Below are 26,185 nucleotides of genomic sequence, written 5' to 3' on the forward strand. Positions count from 1 at the left end.
AGGAATGGCTATGTAAGATTCATTTTGTAGAAATCAATATAAAGGACTATGGCATTTGAAGAAACAAGGGAACAGCAGCAGATGTATAACTACTTCCGTAGCTGCATCTACATCTTTCTCATCATTGAGATTATTATGAACCTGCCCATTGCGGCAGATAACCGTATTACGCAGTTTATTCTTGACCTGTTAGGCAGATTCCCCGTGTTCACGTCCGTTTCGGGTTGTAAGATGGTGGAACTGGTCTGCATCTGTGTGGTCTGCATCGGTACAAAGGCGAAGAAAGCATTGAAGTTCAATGTCAAGACAATGGTCATTTATCCTGTATTAGCCGGTCTGACCCTTGTCGGACTTTGCTTCCTCTTTCACAAGATGGACTTCGGAATGAGTTGGATGGGATTCCCAGCCAACCGTATTCTTTATGCCGTATGTTCCGTAGTGGGCACCATGTTGGTACATCAAGGATTGGACGGCATTGCCAAGTATTACAACTATAAGGTTGGTGATGACCGTTTCAATTTCGAGAACGAGTCCTTCCAACAGTCTGAGGTACTTGCCAATAACGACTATTCGGTAAATATACCGATGATTTATTATTGGAAACGGAAGATGCACAAGGGATGGATCAATATCATCAACCCGTTCCGTGGCACGATTGTTCTCGGAACACCGGGTTCGGGTAAGTCCTTCGGTATCATTGACCCGTTCATACGGCAACATGCCGCCAAAGGTTTTGCCATGATGGTGTACGATTTCAAATACCCCACATTGGCGAAAACGCTATTCTATCAGTTCTGCAAGAATCGGAAAGCCGGAAGGCTTCCTGCTAACTGTGGGTTCCGTACCATCAACTTCACGGATGTGGAATACTCTGACCGCATCAATCCGATACAACGGAAGTATATCCCTGACTTGGCGGCAGCTTCGGAAACGGCTGCTACCTTACTTGCTTCCTTAAACAAGGGAGGTGGAGAAAAGAAAGGCGGTTCGGAAGCGTTCTTCACCAATTCGGCAGAGAACTTCTTGGCGGCTATCATTTATTTCTTCGTAAACTTCCACCCTGTCGGGTTCAGAAACGGAAAGAAACTGAAACGCTATATTTTACTGGAGGGAAAGAAATTGGAGATTGTCATTCGGAATTGGGATGACTTCAATGCCATAGACGAGAAGGGAAATGTGGTGCTGGACTTCGTGGATGAGAACGGCAATGATGTATCTACCGATGAAGATAGGATGTTTGTGGACTTGAACGGGTTTTCTTATAAAGACCGGACAAGAACACTTAGAAAAATAGACCGCTGTTGGTATGAGGATGAGCACGGAAACGAGGTTGAGCCGGACACCATCACAGGTGAGTTCTCAGATATGCCGCACGTACTATCATTCTTAGGCAGGTCATACGACCAAGTGTTCAACATCCTGATGCAGGATGATAAGATTGCATCCTTGATGGCTCCGTTCAAGAGTGCTTTCGAGAACAAGGCGAATGACCAGTTGGAAGGTATGGTGGGTACGCTTCGTGTCAATGCCGCAAGATTGGTATCTCCCGAAGCCTATTGGGTCTTTACAGGTGATGATTTTGACTTGAAGATTTCAGACAAGGAGCATCCGAGTTATTTGGTCATCGCCAATGACCCGGAAAAGGAACAGGTAATCGGTTCGCTGAACGCTTTGGTGCTGAACCGACTGATTACACGTGTGAACTCCAAGGGGAACATCCCGGTAAGTATCATCGTGGACGAGCTGCCCACCCTGTACTTCCACAAGATAGACCGGTTGATTGGTACGGCTCGCTCCAACAAGGTTGCCGTTACTCTCGGCTTTCAGGAACTTCCCCAGTTGGAAGCGGATTATGGTAAGGTGGGTATGCAGAAGATTATCACTACTTGCGGTAACATTTTCATGGGTGCGGCACGTAACAAGGAAACCTTGGAGTGGGCACAGAATGATGTGTTCGGTAAGGCGAAGCAGACCTCACGCTCTATCTCCATCAATGACCAAAAGGTATCTACCACAATCTCGGAGAAGATGGACTACCTCGTTCCGGCAGCCAAGATAGCAGACATGGCAACCGGTTGGCTGGCAGGTCAGGCGGCGCGTGACTTTACCGCTACCGATGACAAGATGTTGGACAACTTCGACATCGAGCAGTCGGAGGAGTTCAAGACCACGAAGTATTTCTGCAAGACCCACTTCAATATGAAGAAGATTAAGGAGGAGGAAGAGCACTATGTGGCTCTCCCAAAAATCTATGAGTTCAAGAATGACCGTGAGAAGGAGATTATGCTGAACCGCAACTTCAAGCGTGTCAATCAAGAGGTGGAGGATATGGTCAAGGAACTACTTGGAATGAGTTAAGTATGAATAGACTTGCGAAGATACCCACCTTTAGTGGAAGTACATTGAAGATTATCGCCATAGTATCTATGGTAATAGACCATTGTGCCTATTTCCAGATGAATGACGGCACACTACTTTATGATGCGATGCGTTGTGTAGGTCGAATCGCCTTCCCGGTGTTCGCCTTCTTGATTGCGGAAGGATTCGCTTATACACATAACAAGAAAAGATACTTTGCACAGCTTTTGGCTTTTGCCGTTATCAGCGAAGTTCCTTGGTATCTGTTGAACGGAACAGGTACGCATAATGTGATGTTCACGTTGGCTTTAGGTGTGGTGGCTTTGGCAATACAGGAGAAGCTGAAAGAGAATGGCATCCTTTGTGGGATTGCTATTCTCTCTATTGCCTGCTTCGCCACCTGGTTAGGAACGGATTATGAGTGGCGAGGGATATTGATGATTGTTGTTTTCAATTTGTTACGGAATCAGAATACCAATCTTCCTTTTCCCTATGGTCGGATAATGCAGATACTTTGCGCTTTTCCTTTGATGATACACTATGGTAGCATCGGTGCTTTGCTGGCTTGCGCAGTCCTATTCTTATATGATGGCACAAGAGGATTTATCAAGGGTAATGCTGCCAAGTATGGTTTTTATGCTTTCTATCCGATACACTTGCTACTAATATGGTACGTTATAACATTTTCAGCACACTGATAATTGCCGGAATATAATCAGGTGCTTCCGCATACCCAATCTTTTTTAACCAAAGCAGATAGTTCCCATCTTCTCGTTTGTACTTGTACTGCACCTTGGTATAGTAGGCGCGGACACTTTCCGACCAATGGGCAAACTCATAATACTTTCCGGTACGTGGATTGGTCAGCCCAAAGAGGTTGTGCCTATCCCTACACAGTGGTGAGGTAAACCATCCTGTTTCCAAAATGGCTTGTGCCAATACCACTTTCGGATATAGGATGCCGTTCTTCTTGATTTCCGTATAGAGGTTGGGAATCGTCAATTCAGGAAGATGCCCGTTTGATTTAACCCGTTTGAATTTTTGGGACGTCTTACCGTCCACTTTTTGGGTACATAGACGTTTGTATGTTCTAATATACGATTGAACTTTCAATGTATCTTTCGGTTCATTATTTGAGCCTATTTGTGTTGTATCCTTCTTATTATCAATAGCCTTTTCTTTGTCGTTTGCCCGAATCGACTCAATTCTTGCCTCTTTCGTTATCGTATAGAACTGTGCCGATGCCATGCCCGGCATCAGCATCAAGAACATCGCTGTCAGAATAGTGTTGCGCATTTCTTTTCCGGAATTTGATGTGGGTAATTTTGTGACATCCAAGCGGTAACGACACCGCAAAATTAATAGTTCAACATCATTCAAATGGAATTACACAACAGAAATTTATCCGAAATGCTGCCCTACGAGAAGTTGGCGGTATTGGGCATCGACCGCAAGAAAGCGGATTTGCTGCCCCAAGAGGTAAAGGAGAAACTGGCTTCCGGCGAGGTTACACCGCTGATGCAAGTTTCTATCAATACCCGCAATGGCGACATCATCACCTTGCCTGTTAAGTTACAACTTACCGCAGACAAAAACGGCAATCCGGCTCTTATCGCCTATCCGGTCAGAGCGGAGCTTGAAGTGGAACGTAACAAGGTTCTCCGCCTAACCGAGCAGGAAGCCATCCGGCTACGGAATGGCGAGGTGCTTCAAAAAGCTGTGGAGGTAAACGGCGAGAAGACAAAGCAATATCTCCAATTAGACCCTGAGACCAAATCAGTCATCCACCGTAAAGTGACGGACATCCAACTGGAGCAGAAACTCAAAGACATGGAGAAGGTCAATGACATCGAGTTGGGCACCCAGCAAAAGCAACAGGTTCGTGAGGGCAAGCCCATCGAACTCAATGTTGGCAGTGAGAAGGTTTCCGTGGGCGTGGACTTGAAAGAACCGCAAGGCTTCAAGGTCATCCAAGGCGATATGAAGGAGTGGGAACGGCAGCAGAAACTCCGTTATGACGAGCAGCATCCTGAATACCTGGGGCTGGTAATGACGGACAAGAACCGTTGGGAGTACCAGAAGGTCGTGGATGCCCAATCCAAGGAACGTGCCATTCACCTTAAACCCTCCCATGAAGAGAAAGCAAACAATATCCTTAAACGCTGACGGTCATGGCTAAGAAATCAGACAAAGAGCTGGATGCCGGACTCCTGAAACAATTTGACTCTCTGAAACAAAAGCATCCCGATGCGTTGCTTCTCTTTCGGGAGGGCGATTTCTACCGGCTCTACAAGGAGGATGCCGTCAAAGCCGCCTTGATTCTCGGCATAGCCACAGCAGACAAACTGACTTCAAGCATTGAGAAGAAGATAAAGACAGCCGAGTTTCCCACGGTCGCATTGGACACCTATCTGCCCAAGCTCATCCGTGCCGGAGAACGGGTCGCCATCTGTGACAGGCTTGAAGTTGTAGAGAAAGTAAGGAAGAATGAAGAACCAACCCTATCAAACAATACCGATATGGCAAAGAAGAGTAAAGAGAAGAAAGAGAAGGCTGTGCAGGAAGAGCCTGCCAAGACTGTGAAGAACGCAGCCGGGGAGAAACCTGCCAAGGAGAAGAAGGTGGAAGCGCAAGCGGAAGCCAAGAGTGAACAGAAAGCCGAGGTTAAACAAGAGCGTAAGCCACGCGAGCCTCAGATGGTAACTGCCGCCGGTGAGAAAGTGACCCACGGCCATGCTTACCAAAGCAAAGCCAATCCCGAAGAGTGGTATTTTACCGCCAAGATGGACGGCAAGCAGTTGAAGCCACAACGTATGGACGCTGCCGACTTAGCCGCTTACCAGAAGAAGGAAATGACGGTGCCTCAGTTGATGGAACGCTATTATCCCACCAAGCTGATGCCAAAGGTATCGGAAGAATCCTTCAAGATGCCCAAGTCCATTGCCGGACCGGAAGGCAATATCTCCGTGGAGAAGTTCAATGTCTATAAGGAGAAGGACGAGCAGCGTGCCGATTATGGCAAGTATAAGTTCTATGCGCAAATCGGTGACTCCAAGATGTCGGCTGTCGCTTCCCGTCAGGACTTGAACGCCTACTTCGACCGGGTGATGACACCTGCCCAACTTGTGGAGAAGAACTTCGGGGAACGCTTACATCTGAAATCAGCCTACGAGAAGTACCAGCTTCCCGAAGGCATAGACCCGAAAGGTGTGCGTGTGGCGAAAGACCGGGGTGACAACAAGTGGAAGGTGTCCGTGGATATGGGCGACAAAGGCCGCACCACCAAGCATGAAATCTCCTTCGATGACGGCTATTCCCTTTTCAAGGCGAAGACCGCCACACGGGAGCAGATTGCCGCCAAGTATCTCAATACGGAAATCACAGGTATGCTGGCGGCAAAGAGTATCAAGGTGGAGAAATCCGCATCCATGAAAATGTAACGTAATCAAACAACAGTTTAACGATAAAAGAAAAACAAGATATGAACAAAAAGATGAAGCATGAGGAGTTGGTGGAACTCCTTCAGGAGGGCAAAATCGGTTATCTCCGTTTTGTCCTGGAGGGTGAGAACGAACAGGATTATCTGGAGTGGTGCCGTGCCCACGGCACAGACCCCTCGGATGAATCCGCAGAGTTTTATATCGAGCAGACGGACATCGAGCAGATGGACCGTCAGGTAATGGATGACGAGGACTATGGCATCTGGAACTAGTTACAATCCGTCTGCTTCGGGCAATGCCGGTCAGGTCGCTCTGGATAAGTTCGCGGCGATGATGATTGACCGCATGGAGCAGATGAAAGCCTCCGACTGGAAGAAAGGCTGGATTGGCGGTGCTTCGGGTTATGCCGGCTTGCCGCAGAACGTGGGCGGCAGGAACTATTCCGGTTTCAACTCGCTATTCTTGCAACTACATACGGCGGCGAATGGGTATGACCTACCTGTCTATCTGACTTTCAAGCAGGCGCATAACCTCAAAGCCCACGTCCTGAAAGGAGAAAAGGCGTTTCCCGTGGTCTATTGGGATATGCTGGTAAAGGACAAGAACGGGCAGAAAATCAGTTCAGATGAATACCGTGCCATGAGCCGGGAGGAGCGGAAAGATTTGGAAGCGATACCATTTATCAAGGCTTTCCCGGTTTACAATGTGGCGCAGACCAATCTGGCAGAGATACAGCCGGAGCGTATGCAAAAGCTGTTGGAGAAATTCAAAGTTCCTGAACTTAGAGATACCGAGGGTATGTATGCCCATGCCGCCCTTGACCGTATGGTGCAGACCCAGGGATGGCTCTGTCCGATACAGGCGGACAAACGAGTGGACGGTGCTTATTATTCTCCCTTGGCAGACAGGATTGTTGTTCCCATGAAGGAGCAGTTCAATATCGGCAAAACTCCGGAGGAAGTCTATCGTGGCGGTATGGAGTATTATTCGACCATGCTACACGAAATGACCCACTCGACCATGACGGCAGACCGACTCAATCGTGAGATTGGTGGCAAGTTCGGAGACTCGAAGTATGCGAAAGAGGAACTGGTGGCGGAACTGACGGCTGCCATGATCAGCCACTCGATGGGATTTGATTCCAAGATAACGGACAACTCAGCCGCCTATCTGGATTCGTGGATTGGTGTCCTGAAGAAGGAACCTAAGTTCATTGTTTCCATTATGGCAGACGTAAACAAGGCATCCGACCTCATACTTGACCACGTGGACAAGCAACGGTTGGCATTGGACGAACAGCCTTACCTTGCCAAGAACGACCCTTTTGCTCCTTTGGGGCCGGATGAAGAAGTTCCCTTCAAGAACGCCGTCATCATCAAGACCCGTTCCGGCAATTATGCCATCCGTGCTTCATACGATGGTGTGGAGTTGGGATTGAAGAAAGTTACCAAAGACACGGCTAAGACGTTCTTCCAGTTTACCGACCAGAAGGACAAGACGGCATTCCTGAATATGACGGCACGCAAGACTTACGAGCCGGAGTTGGCTGTGATGCGGAGAAGCCAAAAGGTCAGTTCCGGGATTGGCTTGTAATCGTCCAACAAATCTTAGCGATTATGAGTGATTACAAAGTAAACTTTAAGGACATGAAATCCCGTGTGGGTGTGGATGACATCGCCTATGCGTTGGGGTATCGTCTGGACCGGAAAGCGGGTGTGGGTCGGTATATCGAGCTAGTGCTTGGTAAAGGCAATGACAGACGTGATACCATCATCATCAGCCATCCGCACAACAAGGCGGCCCAGACCTTCTTCCGCAGGGATGGCTCCAAAGGCGATGTGGTCACTCTCATCCGTGAGAATCTGAATTCATTTCTGGTATCGGGTAAGGACGATTGGCAGAAAATTGCCAAGGTGATGGCACGCTTCGCCAATATGCCCGAACCCGAATATCGGGAAGATAGAGAATATATTAAATCTGTTAGGCACGACGCTGTATTTGATGAATCACGCTATGAGGTCAAGCCGATTGATACCAACAAGATTCCGGGATTATTCTCTCAAAGGGGTATTTCAGATGATACTGTGAAAGAGCTTTCATCTTTTATTTGTCTTGTCAGGAACAAGCAAAATGGAAAATTTGAAGGTTACAACATCGGTTTCCCTTATACCAACGAACATAGTGACGAAGTCAATGGCTACGAGATTCGTGGCTATGGCGGTTACAAATCCAAAGCGGCTGGTACGGACTCTTCCTCTTCGGCTTGGGTAGCAGACCTGACAGGAGGCAATCGTGAGGCTGTCCGAAGCGTGTTCTTCTGTGAGTCGGCTTTTGATGCGATGGCGTTCTATCAGATGAACAAGATTCAACTGGGTACGGATGTGGCTCTGGTATCATTGGGCGGCACTTTCTCTGACAAGCAGATAACCGGAACGATGGTTCGTTTCCCCAGTGCGAGGGCATTTGACTGTTTCGATAATGATTTAGCGGGACGTATCTACGGATTGCGTATGATGGTAATACTGGAGGATATTCCGATGAAAATCAGTCGCACAGACAATAAACTGCGAGTGGAAGCCAAAGGCAAGTCCTTTGAATTGAATACGGAACGCTCCTTGACGGCACAGGTCAGCGAGAAGCTATCCATCCGTTACAAGATGGGGCAATGGCTACCTCCCAAGGCTTTCAAGGATTGGAACGACTGTTTGCTCAACAAGCCGATGGTTCCGATGCTCTCTCCGCATAAGGAGGAACGTGAACAGAACTTGACTGAACGCAGAAATGGTGGACTTAAAATGTGAAGTATATGCAAAGAATAAAATCAAGGGTAGCGGCATTGGCCATTCTGTCAGGTTTCCTGATGAACGGCTTGCCTTCTTTTGCCCAACAGACGGATCCGGCTTTGACGGGTGCGGTGATTGCGCAGACTGTGGAGTTGAAAAATATCCACAAGCAGCGTAAGAAAAGACAGGAACAGATTATCGCTGCCGAGACAGCCGTGACCTTGGCTCTCGACCGTGTTCACTCTGTGGAGAACAAGATGCTGGAATACCTCTCCAATGCGCAGGGTGCGATGCAGAACCTCTATCAGATTAAACGTGCAGGGGAATTGGTTGCGGTTGAGATACCCAAAAACTGCAGTCTGCTCACGAAGTCGGTTGGTCGTAATCTGAAAGGTACGGCTATTGCCGCCATCGTGTCGGATGAACTGACAGATGCGGCTACACAGATGGCAGCACTCTATCCCTTTATGAAGCAGTTGGTGACTTCGGGCAGTTACAATGTGCCCGGTGGGGATGGGAAGAACGAGAAGCACAAGGTGAACTTGTTAAACTCTTCTGAGCGATACTATATCGCCAATGAGGTGGTAACAAGGTTGGAAGCCATCAATACGGACTTGTTTATCCTGGCATGGCAGGTTCGCACCTTGTCTTGGAATGACCTTTGGTTCTCTCTTGACCCGGAAGGTTGGGCAAATGTGATGTCCGGCAAGAATATCATTGATGGTATTGTGTCGGAATGGAATCAAGGCTACTTGCTTAAATGGTAATTAGAATAGAATTGGAATGCAATTAGAATAATAATCGAACAACGTAATAATCAATAATCAAAGAGTATGATGACAACAGAAAAGAAAATTATAGGTAGCTGCCCCCTCTGTGGCGGTAACGTAGTGAAGACCTGCAAGGGGTATCGCTGTGAGAACAATATGGGAGAACATCCCTCGTGTGTGCTGAACATCAATGCCATTCTTGGCAACCGTAAGATGGCTGATAACGAAATAGCGGAACTGCTTGCCAATCGTTCTGTTCTACTGGACGGTTTCGCCAGTAAGGAAGGCAAAACCTTTCCCACCGTGCTTGAACTGGCTGATAACGGGAACATCAATATGCAGGCGGTTGTCGGTAAATGCCCTCATTGTGGTGGTGAAATTCGTGTGGGCAGCCGTGCCTTCAACTGTTCCAATTATGGCAATCAGGAAGCTCCCTGTTCGTTTGCCATCTGGCGGAACATCGGCGGGCATCAGGTGACTTTGGCTGAAGCCAAGGAACTTTGCGAGAAAGGCATCACTTCTGCAGAACTGGAGATGTACCGTGAGGACGGTGCGGTGTACCGCAAGCGTCTGGGTGTCTCTCCTGACAAACTCCAAATCGTGAAGATATGAGACCGGGGGCAAGATTAGCTATCATATTGGCTTCGATTATTCTGTTTTGGGGTGTCGTTGGTTATTTGGTATTCCGTGGCGATAATCCGAAGAAGCGTGCTGTCAAGGTGGCGGAACTGGCATTGAAAGCTTCGGTGGATAATCCGAAGTCTGTCAGGATTATCGGTATCAGCCAGCCGGATTCTGTGTTTGGCAGGGAGTATATCACGATGGACGAGAAGATGTCTATCTCTATGGCAATGATGAAAATCAACGAGAAGGTAATGAAACTTACTGACGGGTTGGAGAACTTCAATCCTGATGACAAGGAGATTTCCGTGTTGATGGAGCGGCAGATGGAGGCGATGTCGGTTCTCCGTTCCATGACTCCACAGGCTAATGATAATGTTGTAAAATCATTTACCGGTTGGAAGGTCAAGATTGAATATGAAGGTATGGACTTGGAAGGCAAGCCTTATCACTCCGAATACTGGTTCATATTAGACAAGGAGGGGCAATTTGTCATCAAGTCGTTTGAGATTCCTCTGATGTAAATCCATACAGCAAATACTTTATCCCCGGCATCCGGGAACCGCAAGGTTCAAGGTTGTCGGGGATTTTTGTGCCTGTTATCTTCATTCGGTCATCTGCGCTCCCGGTTCTATTTTCCGATACAAAGTAACAGAGGGCGGTGCCGACAGCAAATGCCGTTTCTCTTGGCTGCACGGAAAGCGGACGGAAGCCTTCCGCAATTTGTGCCAAATTGGGTATTCCGTCTCTTTCCGCTTGCCACATTTGCCTTACGCCCCTTGTTCCCTCCGTGTGGGTGGCATCGTAAAAATCACCCGGAAGCGAGAAGCCAAAAAGGCTTCAAACAAAAGGGAAAAAATTAGAACGTATGAGCATCACACTTAAAGACAGAAAGGAAACGGTAAACCTCAGAGGGAATGTTTACGAACTGACCCTATTGTGGAACAGAGAGGACATCCGCAGATGTGCTTTCGGTATGGCTCCCGATTATGCCCATATCCGCAAGGATGGCAAGAACTTCGCTTGCATTACTTGCTACTCCAATGATACAGGCTTTTCGGTGGAGAGTTTCCATCGCTTGCTGGTTAAGCCGGAGTGGGAAGTGTTGTTCCGCAGTGAGGACATCAATACCATTCCATTGAAGGAACTTTTGGAGAGGTTGCCGATAGGATAGTAAATGTATAACAACTTAAAGCGAACATATATGAAAGGAACAGAGCAATTCAAGGCGATTATCAAGAACTATCTTGACAACAGGGCAAAGGAGGATGAACTTTTCCGTGCCAAGTATGAAACCACCACACGCACCATTGATGATATTGTGAATTACATATTTTCAGAGGTACAGAAATCGGGGTGTTACGGTTTCGCTGACGAGGAAATTTACTCAATGGCAGTTCACGTAGTGGATGAACCCACATTGGAGATTGGCAAGCCGGCATCTTGTAATGTTGTCGTGAACCATCATATAGACTTGACAGAAGAGGAAAAGGCGGAACAGAGGGACATTGCCCTCAAACGCTACCAAGAGGAGGAGCTTCGCAAGCTACAAGTCAGAAACTCCCGACCCAAGCCGAGCAAACCCAAAGTTCCCCAACAAGCCGAGTTATCACTATTTGATTTTTAAGCATATGAAACCGAGAAACAAGTTTGAGAAATTGGTGGCAGCTTCCAATGAGAAGCTGACCGCCATCGGCTCTAAAGCCGTGGAGTGGGCAGTAAGAAACGTAGTGAAGCATATTGCATTCCGTACATCCGAGCATAAATGTACGTGTGGCGATTGCGGAGAGAAGTTTGACTATAAGGGAAAAGGCAAGTCTGTCCGTTGCCCCCATTGCGGACACCGTTTGCAAGTGGCTGATACGATGAAACGCAAGCATCAAGAAAAAAGCTATTTTTCTTCCCTTGAAGTTATCGGGGACTTACAAGTACAACGAGTATTTTTGCTGACCGTCCTATATAGCAAAGGGAAGCCGATGGAGTTTTACTATGATGAAGTATGCCGTCTGTGGCTCAATGCCAAAGGACAGGTGGCGGTTACTTCAAGAAAGAAAATTAAAGGCTATTATCAAGACAGCTTTAGTTTTGCCAGTCCGATAGAGTTAAGGAGATTGTCTGATGTCTATATGGTCATATCCGACACTTATACCTATCCCTACTATTCAGCCCTTCCCGAATTGAGACGGAACGGTATGAAAGGAAAATTGCCTAATTGCCACCCGTTCAAGTTGATTAAGTCTCTTTTATTTGACCATCGGATGGAAACGCTGATGAAAGTAAAGGACTACAAGGCGGTTGAATATTTTATCTATCACGCTTTTGACCTTAACAGCTGTTGGCAATCGTACAAGGTGGCTTCAAGGCATCATTACCGGATTGAGGATTTTGGTATTTGGTGTGATACCATCCGCTTGCTTGAAAGATGTGGCAAGGACATTCATAATGCCAAGTATATCTGTCCGATAAACTTGAAAACGGAGCACAACCATTGGTTGAAGAAAGCGGATGTCATTGAGCAAAAGCGTAGGGATATGGAGCGGATGGCAAAAGTCAAGACATACGAAGCCGAGTTTTACAAGAACAAGTCCTGCTTCTTCGGTATCGTCATTAGTGATGAAGATATTGAGATTTCTGTATTGAACTCGTTGGAGGCTTACAGAGAGGAGGGCAACAAGATGAAGCATTGTGTATTCCAATGTGAATACTATGCCAAGACTGACTCTGTTATTCTGTCGGCTCACGACCATTTGGGAAACCGCATTGAGACCGTGGAGTTCAGTTTGAGCCAGGGGAAAGTGGTACAGAGCCGTGGGGTGTGCAACAGCAACACTGAGTATCACGATAGGATTATCCGTTTAGTGAATGATAATGCCCACCGTTTCTTGGAGGCAAAAAGGACATCCGCATAAGTTCCTTTATATATGTTGAAACTCCGACTTCCGCCGTGAGGCGTGGGTCGGAGTTGTTTGGAATATAGGAGGCTATTATGATTATGTTACATATTCATAGGAAGAAATTGCAGAGGAAACAAGTAACCTTATTATATTATGATAGGAGAAATGCTATGGGAACAGAAAAATCAATGCTCTTTTTAGAGAGAATGATAATTCTGGAATTTTTCATAAACAGATATATTTTATAATAATAACAAGAACAAGAGCATAACTTCCAGCTAATATGTCGTCAAACATCACACCCCATCCTCCGGGCATTATCTGTTCTACTTTTCTACATCCTAAAGGCTTGAAGATGTCAATTATACGAAAGAGAGCAAATCCAATGAATGCAAGAATCCATGTATATTCACCGCATGGGGCTGCTAAAAGCGGAATCCAAGTACCAACATATTCGTCAATAACAACTGCACGTGGATCTGTGCCCCAATATTTTTCCATAACATTTGAAGTCCACACCCCAACAATAGTTGTGGTTATGATTAGAGCAAATGTAATATAAAAAAGAGTTGGTGGTAATAAGACAAGATAAAGTGCATACCATATCACTAATGCTATAAAGCCTGCGAAAGTACCGGGTGCTCCGGGAAAAAATCCGCTTCCCAACCCTGTGGAAACGATTATATGAAACCAAGGTGCTTTACCTAAGGGATGATTATTGTTATTACTCATGCTATCTTTCTTACCATTCTATGTTATTTTGAAAAGTATGGGTATGCCCTTAATAAGAATCAGGCATACCTATACATTGTTTTACTTTCTTGTTATCAAATGCCATACCTCATGTACCCAAAGTACAAGTGAAGAACCAAGGATAATAATTATCCAATCCTGCAGACTCAATCCACAGACATTGAAGAAATCTTGTAGAGGCCAATACTGAGTCCAAGACAGAGGCGTATTAAATAGTTTATGTAGAATTTCAAACAGATTTTCCACCATAAGTATTTGACCCAAGAATACAACGACAACTATCGTAAGCAGACCTTGACATCCTTTGAAATGTAATGCACTGCGACCCGTTTCAAATGCACGAGCATCGAAGAGGTAGAAGAAGTGAGTCATAACAAACGTGGTGAATATCATAGTCAATTCGTATGTACTCAATCCGTCACGCTCACCGATATGAAAGTTCAGCAAATCTACCATACTTGTATATTCACCATGCTCGAAGATATAAAGCATAGCTACAAGCAAGAAGAAGAAAAAGAATCCTACACCAAGAATGTTGATACGCATAGAATGACTGAGGATAGAGGCTTTTCTGTTGCGAGGCTTATCTTGCATAACTTTCTGCGATGGCGGAAGTGAAGCCAAAGCGATAGCTGCAAAAGTATCCATAATAAGGTTGATCCACAACATCTGGGTAACAGTAAGCGGAGACTCCGTGCCCATAAACGCGCCGACAAGTACGAGGAAACAAGCTGTCACGTTCACTGTAAGCTGGAACAACAGGAATCGCTGGATATTTTTGTAAAGAGAACGTCCCCACATTACAGCGTTGGCAATCGTAGAGAACGAGTTGTCTTGGATGGTCATGTCCGAAGCCTCTTTAGCCACAGCAGTACCGTCACCCATTGACAGACCGACGTCTGCGACGTTCAACGCTGGAGCGTCATTGGTACCGTCACCTGTAGCGGCAACAACGTGTCCCTTTTGTTTCAACAGTCTTACCAACCTTTCCTTGTCATTAGGACGGGCACGGGACAGAATCTTAATGTCTTCTACACGTGTAAGCAAATTCTCATCGCTCATGGCTGCAAATTCCACACCTGTCATGATGTTTCTGTCGCCATCTGTGTTATTCCACAGACCAATTTGTCTTCCTATTTCCTTTGCCGTACCAGTTGTGTCACCTGTTACAATCTTCACTTGTATTCCGGCATTGACACAATCTTTGATTGCAGCAGGCACTTCCTTGCGAACAGGGTCAGAAATAGCAAAGATACCAACGAAGGTAAGACTCTTTGTGTTGAGTTTGCCATCCTTGAAAATCTCTTCATTATTGTCAGCTTCCACATATGCCAGACCAAGAGTACGCATTGCCTTGTTCTGATAACTCTGCAACTCTTCGTTGTACTTCTGCTTTTGGGATTCACCAACAGTTGACATTGAGAGCAGAATTTCAGGAGCACCTTTCACATAAACCACTTTTTTATTCAAGGCTGCAGAATCAACAATCGTTGCCATATACTTGTTTTCAGTAGAGAAAGGAAGACGGTCAACAATCATAGACTTCTCACGTATGGACATATAATCCTGTCCTTTGCCGTTGAGCCACAACAAAAGTGCACATTCTGTAGGATTACCTACGGTCTTGACGTTGTTCTTATTTGTAAAGTCAAGGTTGGCAGTTGTGTTGAGTGCAATCATTTCTGCAAGCAGTTCATCGGAAACCTCGTTGAGGTCACTTTCTGCCACCTGCATTTTGTTCTGTGTTAATGTACCGGTCTTGTCGGTACATATCACAGATGTTGCTCCCATAGTCTCGCAAGAGTGCATGGTACGGGGGAGTGTGTTCTCCTTCATCAACTTGCGCATACTGAATGCTAGACTAAGAGTGACGGACATAGGTAATCCTTCTGGAACAGCCACAACAATGAGGGTAACGGCAATCATTACGGTGTTAAGTACATACGTGACAAATCCTATCCATCCATTGCCGGAAGAGAAGTCGGCATCACCCATATAGAAATAGATGAAGATACGTCCAACGACGATAAGGGCGGCAAACACATAACTTGCTTTTGTTATCAAATCCGCCAGTCCATCAAGTTCCTCGCTCAATGGAGTTGAACCTCCTTCTTCCACTTGTGCAGCCTCAAAGACCTTTCCACTCTCTGTAGCATCACCCACTTTCAACACTTTGGCCGTGCAATAGCCTTCAAGGATTATAGTACCCTTCATAATTTGATTTGAAGGATAAGTTGATTCCTTGTCAAATTCCTCTGGGGTAGTAGTCTTGTAAACTTGAAGTTCACCAGTAAGTGATGACTCGTTGACATTTAGATTTAACGCATCTAACAGTTCACAATCGGCAGGAATTTCCTCACCTGCTTCAAGCAACACAATGTCACCAACCACAATATCTTTACGTGGCACCTGACATACATTACTGTTGCGTATCACCTTTACGAGCGTGTCGTCATTCACTTCATTAAGGCTCTGGAATGTCTTTTCATTCTTTCTCTCCAAAACGAAAGCGATACTCGTTGCTAATATCAGAGCAACAATAATACCTATCGGCTCAAAGAAAGTTTTGAATCCAGCACCGACCCATATAAACTCATAAATGGAGATACCCATTGAAAGGACAAACGCCATTATGAGAATCTTGAAAAGAGGATCACCGAAACCTCCAAAGAAGCCAACAGCCAATATCATCACCGTTGCAAGAGCAATAATAGCAGGCATAGACCATACAATAGCCCCCAGACTACTGCTCAGCATCGCTGCGCCAATTACAGACAGAACCAAAAGAACCAACATCGATTTGGTTATCCAATGCGTACACGCTTCTTTTAGAGTGTCCCATAATGTTTCTTTCTCTGGTGGTGTCAGTATATTGACCCCATACTTCTTGCGGCTTTCGAGCACTTGGGCATCGGTCAAGCCTGTGTAATTTTTGTTTTGTAACATATGATTGATTTTAATTATTTCATAAATTCAGCTTCAGATATGGATACGGTTTCAAAATTATTCTGAAGACAACTATCTTTGATATTTATCTGTAGAACATAACTGATAATCGTAGAAGAATTTTTTTTGCCGAAATCAAACACGTCTATACTTTTATCATAGGAAACATTTGCCGTAAATTTCCCTTCTACAATACCGTTACCATTATCATATTCCATCCAGTCCTTCCCATAAGCTAATTTTAGATAATACAGTCCTTGAGGAATCATCTGAATGTTTGCAGTTGTATTTTCGGGCACGAACACATATCTAATACATTGTTCATTTGCCTTATTGACTATTTTTATTGCGACATCACAACCTGAGCCAATTTTAATGTCAAAATAGTTATCTTGTTGTCCGAATTTGCTTTTAACTCCATATTCCTTTGGTAATTCTCCGGATGGAATAGACTGGGGTATGTACCATCCGTCGTTAATAAGATTCTCCTGAACTTTAGAGATTTTTGTTGTATTCTGTTTAGTCGTTGATGTTCCGTTGTGGTTACAACCAATCTCTAAGGCTCCCAATACAATTGATGCTAATATGGCAAATCGACTAATTCTTTTCATGAGAATAGGAACATTATATAGTTGATTATTGATATGGCAATTATTACCATGCCAACAATTCGACACAGCATTGCAACAGCTTTTTTATAAGCTTTCTTTTTAATTGCATCATTGGTTAGTATTGGGACAACAAACCATATGATAAGACCAATTATGATTATAACAATATCCATTATTTTTAATTATACAGGTGAGGAAGTATCGTATAAGACTTCACTTCCTCACCTAATATACATTTGTTAGTTTTAGAATAGACCTTTTCGCTTCAGTTCATTTACTCGGTTCTGAATAGTTTGATATTTTTCACCAAGCTTATTCTTTCGTTCTTGGCCAACTCCATAATCGCCGCGAATAACCTTTATAGCTTCTGTCTCAACATCATTGGAAACATCAAACGTCTTAATATACGTGTTTGTAGTAACCGTTGTTGCAGTTTCTGTAGGCTTCGTAGATTCTACCGAAGTCGCTGTTTCATTAGCATTACTGTTACTTTTTTCAGCTAATTCAGATTCGACATCTCCTGCCTCTTCTTTTACTGTTTCACCAGAATTGGTGGTGTCGGACGGAACTGAAATGTTTTCAACTCCTGTTTTATCTTTTACAATGACTGGTTTTTGACTTCCATTATCAAACTTAGAGAGAAAAAAGTATCCAATAATGCATAGTAGTACAATGACTCCGACAATCAACCATGGATTTTTATACCCAAACTTTTTATTCGAAGTATGAGGCTCTTTGTCGAAATCTGCTTCTGTGAAGATTTTATTGTCTGCCATAATTAGTTAAATACTTCAGTTGCAAGATACATCATACCACCCTTATTGCCATCAGCCATTGGCTCAAAACTCCATAACATGGTATCGGAATCATATACCGTTTTACCAAAACACACGACATCTTTGCCAGGGAATTGTTGTGCGAGTTTATACTCTGCTAAAAGTTCATCGGTGTCAGCATCGTAAATATTCACAACGGGATTATGTGCGTCTTCAAATGTTTCACCAATTTGTATGCGATCTTTTGCAACAGCAGCTGCAAACACAATTGAAGCGTATTTGCGTGAGTCAACTTCATCAAGAAGTACATGCATCGTTTCTCCACATTCTGCATCTTCTTCATCGTCATCTGCCATGTCGTCCCATGAGCCGATAACAGAACCATCTGACGAAATGGGAAGAGTTGCTTCCATCCATTTACGTGGGTTCTTGAAGTTAGCACTGTCTTTAGCCCATGTACTAACTTCTCCTTCAAGAGGATTGAACTGTGGGTCATTGAAGTCTCTTTTGGTTTTCCATCTTAATTGAGAGTTGAAATAAACCAAATCAGCTTTGTCATGAATAAGCCCATCTTCTCCTAATAAGAAGGCGCAAATATCAAGGTCTGTACCTTTCCATACGAGGTCAAGACGTAGAGTTTTAAGATCTTGCTTGTCAAAGACAAGTTGGTCTCCAATACTGAGCGACTTATCAAAGTCCGCATCTGAAAATAGTTTTTTTGCCATATAATTATTTATTACGTGAAACTTTCGGATATTTTCTTATTGTCTCTATTTTGGGAGCATGATCAGAAACTGCATCATTTTTCGAGTAAGCCTTGTTTTTCTCTTGGGGCTTTGGAAATCTTTTTCTATTCGTCTCGTTTGTAATCTCAGCAGAAGAATCTTCAAGCAAAGTCTGAGGCATAGTTCTTTTACACTTTGGTCTTGGATGATTCTTTGCATTAGAGGTTTTATATACTTCCTCTGATATGGTTGGAAGCTGAGAAGACGATTTCTTGCGTTGAACTCGTTGAATACGAATTTGATTTCTCGCCAATTTTATTATCGAATTATTACTTGGAACCTCTCGTAATATTGGGTTGTCATTATAAATAGTAATTACTGTCGACCAATCCTCTGATTCTACGGCATTATTAAATTTTTCTTGTACTGATTGTATTTCAATAGAAAAATTTGCTTCAGACAAAATATTTTCGATTTCTGCATCTTTTTCAATCTCTAAATATTGTCGACACAAAGAATTCAATATATCCCATTCTTTCGTTTTGTATCGTTCTAAAATACTTTGTTTGAGATTGTTCTTCTTTTTATCATTTTCTTCTGACTTAATTCTGAGGGTTACTAATGATTCCTTTTTTTTTCTCCATTGGGGAGAATTATTCGTATCTTCTTCTATAAGCGACTCGCAAATACTAATCGCAGAAACATAGTCTTTTGCTTGTTCAGCTTCATTGATTTGCGCAATAAGTGTATTAATCATTTCTTTATGTTGAGCATGAACTTCAGAAACTTTTCTTTTTATTTCTTTCGCATCATGATTTGAAGGATCTAGACCAAGAATTTTGTTTACCTCTTTGAGTGTCTCTGCATATAACTTCTGCGCAAAAAAAACATCGGCACGATTCAAAAAAGTCTGGACTTTTTCTTTAACCTCCATTTGACGACGTGCTTCGTTTTTCAGGCGAGAAACTTCTTCAGAATCAGGCCTAATTTCAAGTGCCATGTCACATTGTGAAACGGCATCAGTCCATCGTCTTTCTGAAAAAGCTGTTTTTGCACGTAAAAGAACAGTGTTAAATTGCTTATTAGCTGCTTTTTGTTCAGCGTGGAGTTGGCGTGCTAAAGCTGCTTTTTCTTTTGCAAATTCATCGTTGGGTTTATTTGTCAAAGCGATCTCAGCCCATTCAAGCATTTCCTCATAATTATGGTCACTTTCATGACGTTCTATATTTTCTACGGCATTTTTATATTCTTGATTTGCTTTTTTTTGATTATCAATAAGTTCTTGCTGACGCCGTGCGTTTGCCTCTGCTTTCAACTTCTTTTCTTCCTCTTCTTTTGCCTGCTTATTTAGAATTTCCTGAGTTTTTGCGTCATTTAAGAAATTTGCAGTAGCTCCTCTGAACTGGTCGCAATCTATCTGAGAGTATACACTGACCACTTTAGGCAGCTCTTCTTCTCTATAAATTACAATCTTGTCATTATCTACAATAAATCGATTGTTAATTGCTCTTGTAAAAGTCTGATTCGTAAAGGTGTTGCCAATAAATACAATTCCTTTTATTTCATGTGGTTGCAACTGATTTTCTTTCACGAATTCAGCTATTTTTCGAACAATGTCTTCAACAATTCCATTAGTGCGATTATCTAACGCATTAGGGAAAATCTGTACTACCGTAGGATTATTAGGAGCAACTGCGAAAGTTATATTATCAAATGGAACTGGTATATATGGCTTGCTTTTTGCTATTTTGTCAAGCCACATAGAAGCAAATCGATCTTGCCTTACACATTCCATATCAATTTCCTCACGACTTTTCAATAACTTGGTGTTTTTGTTGATGTTTTCAACTATTGCTTCAACTAAAGCTCTGCGACGAACATCCAAACCGAGTCCTAATAATTTCCCTTCATTTTTACGAAGGAAAATATTGCCTTTATTCTCATAAAGTGAGAAATGGAAATTATCGTTGGTTGCTACTAATACAAGATATGTTCCAAGGTTTGTAAATACATTACGTTTTTTGCATTCTTCTAATGCAAGATGAGATATGCGCGCAACACTTTCAATGACCTTGAAGTTGGACTCTTCAAGTTCTTCGATGAAACGTAACCGAGCGACATCAGGGATGTCTGCCGAGAAAGATATATAAGTATCAATAGAACCATCTTCTTCTATTGCTTGATGAAGGTGATTAAAGATACCTGCAACCTTAAAGATTTCCCGTATATCTTCTCTCCGTCTTTCATATCGAGTGAAATAATGCTCTCCTTCCTCAATAAGATTGAATATGTCACCAAAGTAGTGCGGGAGTTTGTCTCTATAATTATTTTCAAATGACTTGCCGTACTCTACTCTGCTGTTGGCTATATCTTCATGGAAATATAGCCAAATCCTATCCTCTCCATTCGGAAGGGACAATGGTAACACATTACCATCGTAGTTGATGGCAACTGTAATAAACCATTTGTCTATGTATAAGGACAGTGATTTCATATTTTCCGATTACTACTGATTGAATACTTTTGAGATAAGGGACTTTAAGAAGCATGCACCTTCTGCAATAATAATAGGCTGATGATAATGGAATCCTTCACCATTTTTGTTGTTCTTCGATGCTTTTTTATACTCTGGGTCGTTTGTGCAAAAAGAAATTATACGAGTAGGAAGTTCACTGATTTCTTCTCTCAATGAATCTTCAGCTCTTTGATACAATTTGGTGTCCTTGCTTACGAACTTGATGAAAATATCCATAAATTTCTCAAAGTTTTGGACACCTGAAAAATCAAAGTAGCTCATATCGTCCGAGAATTGCTCTCCACTGATTTCATCATCGGGAGCGATGGATATAGTGTTGCCATCTTTTATAAATCGTACACCAGTCTCACCACAGATGTCACAATCATTTAGAGCATCAACTATTGCAAGCTCATTGTTTTCACAAAGTCCACGAGCAACCTCTGTCTTATTATCATTCTCGATTTCTTCGTGATACTTGATACTTACGGTTTTATCTGGAATTATCAACTGAAGTCCGGCATTTACACAATTGTTATAGAACTCATTAGTAGTTCGTGAACTTGATGCGTGACGAAGCCAATGGAATAATCTGCCTCCTTTACCAAATGGCATGAGCTCAATACGTTCTATATTTCCTAAACGGTTTAACTTGATTGTCTTTCCGATAAGCATTCCTGAATAGAAAAGCAACAAACCGCATACATAGGCTGGAATTGTAAAGACAAACTTTGCATTTGAACTTAGTGAAGCATAGAACGCATCGTAGTCGTCCTGATTCTTAAGTTGGTCAAAAATGCTATTAAGATAGTATGGAGCCTTATCCGGATGATCTATTATCTCTTTGATATTCTCTACATAGACAGCAGTATCATGTCCCTCATGAAAATCCACAAGAGCTTGTCGGTATTGCTCTGATTTTTTTACAGCATCAAAGAATACACCCGCCGCAAGTCGTACAGAACTTTCACGGAATAATGAGTATCTGTTATTATTCTGTGGGTTCTTTGCTATAAGCAGAATATCACTTGTACTACCACCTACGTCTATTCCAAGGAACATATTGTTGCTATTTAAGCCAAATTCTTGAGACATGGCATAGCTACATACAGCCTCGGCTTCGGTAACCAATTTGTTTGCCAACTCTGGTTTTCGTCCAAAAGGCGTAATTTTACATAAATCCTCAAAAATACCTTCCAATTCATCGCAATCAGAAGTCATCATTGAACCAGGATAACTCCAGAAGATTTCTTCAGGATGAACTCTATTTGTATATAGGAATGCACAAGCTTGAAGCCATATAGATTTCAAAAAGGCACGTTTCTTCTCACGTCCTTTATCATCATCAAGCCATTTCATATTATAATGCAGTATTCCTGCTTGCGTCTTAATTTCCCATTCATTCATCTCCTGAACTCTGACATTCGGACGATTTACTGGGACACCTCCAGCTACCTCTGACGATTGATTAGCTCCGACATAGCGAGAATCATGTTCATGAAGCCATGATTTTAGCTGACCATTTTCAGATGGATAGTTCGTGAAAAATAGTAATTCGTTATTCTCGGCAATTGCTTTTGGATTATTATTTTCCCTGCCAACAAGAACTGCACGGTAGTTCCCGAAAACAATTGGATTTGTTCCTCGATTGGGAGTATTATAATACATACAAGTATTGTTACTTCCAAAGTCGATACCTACTACCGCTTCACTATTAGTGCCAACCGTTGTTAAATCCCTAACAAGATCTTGACGTAACATTAAATATCCTGCACCAATGTTTTTGCCTGCAATTTTAACGATTGCAGACAAGCCACATATTGGTTTATTAGATGATATGATGTTGTATTTAGGAAGATTCTCACTTTGACCAGACGGGTAAGTCGCTAACTGTTTAATGTCAACGCGTCTTTCTTCTTCCGGAGTGGGTTTATACCTTGAAGTAAGGAAATTACCATCAATGGTCTTAACAATCTCACCTCCAATTTTGAAAATTGGGAAAAACTGCTCTGTATCACCATCTGTATATTCAGAGAAGAGATAATACTTATTCCATTTCTCTGAAACGAAATTAGGCCAAGCGATAACTTTTCCTTGGTTTTGAACCCATTGAATTTTGTATTCACGGTCATTTAGTGTTACACTTTCGCCATCAATCTCAACAACAAGAGAAACCGCAAGCATTCCTGCATCCGTAATATGTGCAGTAAGTTTGGTGTTGGCATTACCAGCATATTCAAGAATAGTATCAAGTTTATTTTTGAATATGTCAATTCCTTTCTCAGAAAGAGGCACACTAAAATATGCCGTATCTCCTGTTTCTATGTCTTTTACTTGAAGATAGTAAACAGGTGCATCGGATAGCTTGGGCCGCTGGCTTTGTGGCTCAATCCATCCAACAACATATTCATCAGAGCTGAGAAGTTCTTGTATGTCGCCAATAGTTTGATAGTCGCCATCATTTACATAAGTAAACGTAAAATCAGGCTTCAAATATACGGGAACATCGCTTTTGAACAATTCCATAAATGGCTGTTGTAGCGAACTATATCGAGCAACAGGACCTACAGTTCGCAAGTTATTTCCCCTAATAGCAAGTTCGTTTTCCCATTCTCTTGCCATACCTTTGAAACCAGACAAGTTAATGGATATTTTGCCATTTCGTTGAGAGTTTATCATATTCTCAAACTTAGCAACATTCTGATTGAGGTTCATTATAAAAAGATAAACCTTTTGAAGTTGCTGCGAAGTGAGATATCTGGTAGGGTCTTCAAACTTACCGTTTCTATACCAGTTAATATCAGAAGCTGTGTCTCCTAAATTTGTATAATTTACTCCTGTGAAAACACCTGTAAGAGGAGAAGTTCCTCCAACAAGTTGATTGCGATAATATATTAGGTGAATAAATGGCTGCGCATCCGGATTTTTGGCGAGATCCATTTGATTACACCAAACGTCCTTGTCATCAAATAACATTCGACCGAATGCCGATGCAATGTCATAATCATCACCCTTGATATTCATGTAAACAGGAGCAGAAAATCTGATTCTATCAGGATACAGGGCTATTGTCGCCAATAGGCCACGCCATTCGCCGTGCAATATCTGATAAAAATTCAGTAATCCTCCATTGTCAATATTGGGATTCGGATTATTAATAGTGTCAAGTGCATACTTAAAAAGTTTTGCTCTCGCCCAAGGAGAAGGGACACCTGAGATTAGGGCACTCAGTGTCTGAGCATTCACATTTCCAAGTATATCTCCAGTTTGTATGCCTTGGATATAGGAATTTGCCATATTGAGCTCATTCCAGTCACCTTGTATTCCGGTGGTTAGAGTTGTATAACTCTGTATGAGAAGTGCTTTAGACATAACCTATATCAATTAAAGTTGTAAAGTTTAATTAATGTATCATAGATGAGTTTGTACAATTGTTCTCCTCTATTGGTGATACCTTTGTTATTCTCTCCGTGTAGTTCTTGAAGGAACATCTTTTTGAAACTATTGAACTTGCTGCCAATTAACCCGGTAGAATATTTATTATCCTTACCAATGCCTTCATTCCGATAGATATTTTTATTCCAATCAAACCGCATAAGTTCCTTCTTTGTTTGAGGTGCGAAAAGTTTGGGATTAAGGAGGAATTTATCTCCACCTCCAGCAGAACGATGTAATTGACGAAGCCAACCTTCTTCTAAAACTCCGCTCTCAGTCATACGAGCAAAAAACAATCGGAAATAATCCTTGAGGTATTTTACCTGTGAAGGGTCTATCTCCTCAAAGCCAATAATTTCTTTGTCCTCTCCAGAACGCGCTTTTTCAACAAAATCGTCCTCTCCATTATTAAACAGAGCAAATGCGACAAGGCATCCGAGTTTCTTTGCGAACTCTGTCTGACGGCCTTTTCCTACAAAATCTTGGAAATCAAATTTGTCATTGTCTTCTACTGCACGATACAGATATTCTGTTTTATAATTGTCTTTGTTTTCTTGTAGCGTATCTTCATTACTATTCAGGAAATCCATAGCCGCACATGCTGCAAGTAATTCTATATAGTGAGAATCGTTTTTTTGTGCAGCGCCTCCAGTTAATGTTTTATTAGTCTTTTGACTTTCACTTTGCATAGGATTCCAATTTAGACCACTTGTGCCCATCATATAGAAGCGCTGATAAATGCTTCTAACTGTAGCATCGTCATCATAAAACATCATTGCAACCTGCGAATTGAGAGCAAACTTATCACTTGTCGCAATAATTTTTTGTTGATTCAACTGACCGGCATCCGGTAGATTAAAGTTGAAATATGCAGTTAAAAGAGTTGAACCAAAATATGCGTTTTTGAGAATGTCTGCACTTCCATTACTGATGATTTGCGCTGCTCGTGAAAGGGCTTGTGGAATAATGGGGATTGAAGATGCTCCAGTTCCACCAAAGACAGAACCCAAAATAAATACTTTGGCTTTGCCTGATGTCGTTTCAGTGATTAAAGCACTGACAAATTCTTTTAATCCATTTGGTAATTTTGAATTAGCCGCTTCCACGATTGATTGATACATCATCATAGAACCAAGATGGGTCTGGGCACGATAACCATGTTGAAGATTAAACTCTTCAACATTACGGTCCAAAACCAAATCTGCTAAATCTGTTTCTTCCCGATGGTTATATTGTGTATCACCATATCCAAAGACTTCCTTAAAGGTACTTTTGGTTTCGTAGTTAGGAGAGAACTCGTAGTATTTAATGTTTGACGAGAAAAAAGTTTCTTTATGAGACACTCTGTTTTCAGCTTTAAGACCTTTGGTATTTACATAAGCCTCCTTCAACTCTTTTAGTCTTCCAAAATTACCGTTATTCTTATCGGTGTCAAGTGCAAGAAGATGAATGTCTGTATCATCAAACATGCCCATGGCACATAAGTGTATCAAACTTTCGATACACCTCATGCCGGTTCCACCTATGCCAAGTACGAAAAATTGTTTTGCCATAATAA

General features: G+C 42.6%; 22 protein-coding genes. 13 read left to right on the forward strand and 9 right to left on the reverse strand.

The genetic code is table 11. The annotated features are described in order from the left end of the window. Window positions 1-48 precede the first annotated feature (48 nt). Window positions 49-2,358 carry a type IV secretory system conjugative DNA transfer family protein gene (locus tag ACYQ0C_RS10940; RefSeq protein ID WP_120137588.1) on the forward strand — a complete coding sequence of 770 codons (2,310 nt, stop codon included), beginning with the start codon at window positions 49-51 and terminating at the stop codon, window positions 2,356-2,358. A 2-nt stretch (window positions 2,359-2,360) separates the two neighbouring features. Further along, window positions 2,361-3,056: a TraX family protein gene (locus ACYQ0C_RS10945; protein ID WP_025076862.1), complete on the forward strand. Its 696-nt coding sequence runs from the start codon at window positions 2,361-2,363 to the stop codon at window positions 3,054-3,056. Here the strand turns inward: ACYQ0C_RS10945 and ACYQ0C_RS10950 are convergent. Continuing rightward, window positions 3,034-3,654: a glucosaminidase domain-containing protein gene (locus tag ACYQ0C_RS10950; protein ID WP_257463625.1), complete on the reverse strand. Its 621-nt coding sequence runs from the start codon at window positions 3,652-3,654 to the stop codon at window positions 3,034-3,036. The genes ACYQ0C_RS10945 and ACYQ0C_RS10950 overlap by 23 nt on opposite strands. An 84-nt stretch (window positions 3,655-3,738) precedes the next feature. On the opposite strand from ACYQ0C_RS10950, the gene ACYQ0C_RS10955 reads away from it, so the two are divergent. The 11 genes from ACYQ0C_RS10955 (at window position 3,739) to ACYQ0C_RS11005 (ending at window position 12,881) form a co-directional block, all read left to right on the forward strand. After that, window positions 3,739-4,524: a DUF4099 domain-containing protein gene (locus tag ACYQ0C_RS10955; RefSeq protein WP_257463624.1), complete on the forward strand. Its 786-nt coding sequence runs from the start codon at window positions 3,739-3,741 to the stop codon at window positions 4,522-4,524. A 5-nt stretch (window positions 4,525-4,529) separates the two neighbouring features. Next, entirely contained in the window at window positions 4,530-5,798 is a 1,269-nt protein-coding gene (locus tag ACYQ0C_RS10960) for a MutS N-terminal domain-containing protein (protein ID WP_257463623.1), read from the forward strand. Between the two features lie 41 nt (window positions 5,799-5,839). Next, window positions 5,840-6,070 carry a hypothetical protein gene (locus tag ACYQ0C_RS10965; RefSeq protein WP_025076861.1) on the forward strand — a complete coding sequence of 77 codons (231 nt, stop codon included), beginning with the start codon at window positions 5,840-5,842 and terminating at the stop codon, window positions 6,068-6,070. Then, window positions 6,054-7,391 (forward strand): ArdC family protein, encoded by a 1,338-nt coding sequence (locus tag ACYQ0C_RS10970; protein WP_257463622.1) that lies wholly within the window; start codon window positions 6,054-6,056, stop codon window positions 7,389-7,391. The genes ACYQ0C_RS10965 and ACYQ0C_RS10970 overlap by 17 nt, the downstream gene beginning before the upstream one ends. A 23-nt stretch (window positions 7,392-7,414) precedes the next feature. After that, window positions 7,415-8,599, forward strand: coding sequence for a DUF3991 and TOPRIM domain-containing protein (locus ACYQ0C_RS10975; protein WP_025076860.1), 1,185 nt, complete (start codon window positions 7,415-7,417; stop codon window positions 8,597-8,599). Window positions 8,600-8,604: 5 nt separating this feature from the next. Next, entirely contained in the window at window positions 8,605-9,348 is a 744-nt protein-coding gene (locus ACYQ0C_RS10980; protein ID WP_025076859.1) for a hypothetical protein, read from the forward strand. Between the two features lie 69 nt (window positions 9,349-9,417). Then, window positions 9,418-9,963, forward strand: a complete 546-nt coding sequence (locus tag ACYQ0C_RS10985) for a topoisomerase C-terminal repeat-containing protein (RefSeq protein WP_025076858.1) — start codon at window positions 9,418-9,420, stop codon at window positions 9,961-9,963. Next, complete coding sequence (locus ACYQ0C_RS10990; RefSeq protein WP_025076857.1) at window positions 9,960-10,496, forward strand: hypothetical protein; 537 nt, start codon at window positions 9,960-9,962, stop codon at window positions 10,494-10,496. Before ACYQ0C_RS10985 ends, ACYQ0C_RS10990 begins: the two co-directional genes overlap by 4 nt. A 344-nt stretch (window positions 10,497-10,840) precedes the next feature. Further along, window positions 10,841-11,146, forward strand: a complete 306-nt coding sequence (locus ACYQ0C_RS10995; protein ID WP_025076855.1) for a hypothetical protein — start codon at window positions 10,841-10,843, stop codon at window positions 11,144-11,146. Between the two features lie 30 nt (window positions 11,147-11,176). Beyond that, complete coding sequence (locus tag ACYQ0C_RS11000; protein ID WP_025076854.1) at window positions 11,177-11,599, forward strand: PcfK-like family protein; 423 nt, start codon at window positions 11,177-11,179, stop codon at window positions 11,597-11,599. A gap of 4 nt (window positions 11,600-11,603) precedes the next feature. Further along, window positions 11,604-12,881, forward strand: coding sequence for a PcfJ domain-containing protein (locus tag ACYQ0C_RS11005; RefSeq protein WP_025076853.1), 1,278 nt, complete (start codon window positions 11,604-11,606; stop codon window positions 12,879-12,881). Between the two features lie 210 nt (window positions 12,882-13,091). Here ACYQ0C_RS11005 and ACYQ0C_RS11010 read toward each other — a convergent pair whose 3' ends face one another. The 8 genes from ACYQ0C_RS11010 to ACYQ0C_RS11045 all read right to left on the reverse strand — a co-directional run bounded on the left by ACYQ0C_RS11010 (window position 13,092) and on the right by ACYQ0C_RS11045 (window position 26,180). Further along, on the reverse strand, window positions 13,092-13,598 hold the full coding sequence (locus ACYQ0C_RS11010) for a phosphatidylglycerophosphatase A family protein (RefSeq protein WP_022400796.1): 507 nt from the start codon (window positions 13,596-13,598) through the stop codon (window positions 13,092-13,094). Window positions 13,599-13,679: 81 nt separating this feature from the next. Beyond that, entirely contained in the window at window positions 13,680-16,565 is a 2,886-nt protein-coding gene (locus ACYQ0C_RS11015; protein WP_025076852.1) for a calcium-translocating P-type ATPase, PMCA-type, read from the reverse strand. A gap of 14 nt (window positions 16,566-16,579) precedes the next feature. Continuing rightward, on the reverse strand, window positions 16,580-17,176 hold the full coding sequence (locus ACYQ0C_RS11020; RefSeq protein WP_235783122.1) for a hypothetical protein: 597 nt from the start codon (window positions 17,174-17,176) through the stop codon (window positions 16,580-16,582). Window positions 17,177-17,421: 245 nt separating this feature from the next. Then, window positions 17,422-17,952: a hypothetical protein gene (locus tag ACYQ0C_RS11025; protein ID WP_025076850.1), complete on the reverse strand. Its 531-nt coding sequence runs from the start codon at window positions 17,950-17,952 to the stop codon at window positions 17,422-17,424. Between the two features lie 2 nt (window positions 17,953-17,954). Next, window positions 17,955-18,677 (reverse strand): TerD family protein, encoded by a 723-nt coding sequence (locus ACYQ0C_RS11030; RefSeq protein WP_025076849.1) that lies wholly within the window; start codon window positions 18,675-18,677, stop codon window positions 17,955-17,957. A gap of 4 nt (window positions 18,678-18,681) precedes the next feature. Continuing rightward, on the reverse strand, window positions 18,682-21,171 hold the full coding sequence (locus ACYQ0C_RS11035; protein WP_025076848.1) for a hypothetical protein: 2,490 nt from the start codon (window positions 21,169-21,171) through the stop codon (window positions 18,682-18,684). Between the two features lie 12 nt (window positions 21,172-21,183). Next, complete coding sequence (locus tag ACYQ0C_RS11040; protein ID WP_025076847.1) at window positions 21,184-24,564, reverse strand: hypothetical protein; 3,381 nt, start codon at window positions 24,562-24,564, stop codon at window positions 21,184-21,186. Window positions 24,565-24,572: 8 nt separating this feature from the next. After that, entirely contained in the window at window positions 24,573-26,180 is a 1,608-nt protein-coding gene (locus tag ACYQ0C_RS11045) for a hypothetical protein (RefSeq protein ID WP_025076846.1), read from the reverse strand. Window positions 26,181-26,185 lie beyond the last annotated feature (5 nt).

It is taken from the genome of Phocaeicola sartorii JCM 17136 = DSM 21941 (assembly GCF_054653615.1).